Genomic DNA, 574 nt, shown 5'->3' on the forward strand with positions numbered 1-574 from the left:
TTACTACCTAATCTGGGCTTATCGCAAGTTACTACGTCTTTCATCGCCTCTGACTGCCAAGGCATCCACCGTGTACGCTTAGTCACTTAACCATACAACCCCAAAGGGTCTTCTGTTTAAACAACCAAAGTTGTCTGCATTTTTATACATGTGCAGACACGATTTTGCCGGACTCAAATTTCCAAGAACACTTGAATGTGTGTTGGTACCTAATTCATAGAATTAGGATTTGAGAACTTTTAATTGAATAACAACGCATCTCAAAGAGATGGGGATTGTTGTTATTCGTCAGCTTTCCAAATTGTTAAAGAGCAAATCACCTCAATGAGGTAACCATTTTTAAACACACTCATAAGAATGCTTAAAGATGGTATCCCGTAGGGGAGTCGAACCCCTGTTACCGCCGTGAAAGGGCGGTGTCCTAGGCCTCTAGACGAACGGGACACTAATAAGGGCTCTTAATAAGACATATCAATCTGTGTGAACACTCATCGCAATAATCATCGTATAAGGAGGTGATCCAGCCCCAGGTTCCCCTAGGGCTACCTTGTTACGACTTCACCCCAGTCATGAA

The 574-nt window shown here is 42.9% G+C and carries 1 tRNA gene and 2 rRNA genes; all 3 read right to left on the reverse strand.

The features are described from left to right. A 23S ribosomal RNA gene (locus AC5O63_RS22385) occupies positions 1-92 on the reverse strand; the annotation flags it as partial. 276 nt (positions 93-368) lie between these two features. Continuing rightward, positions 369-444: transfer RNA gene (locus tag AC5O63_RS22390), tRNA-Glu, on the reverse strand. A 64-nt stretch (positions 445-508) separates the two neighbouring features. Continuing rightward, positions 509-574, reverse strand: a 16S ribosomal RNA gene (locus AC5O63_RS22395); the annotation flags it as partial.

Source organism: Vibrio sp. SCP2 (assembly GCF_059295395.1).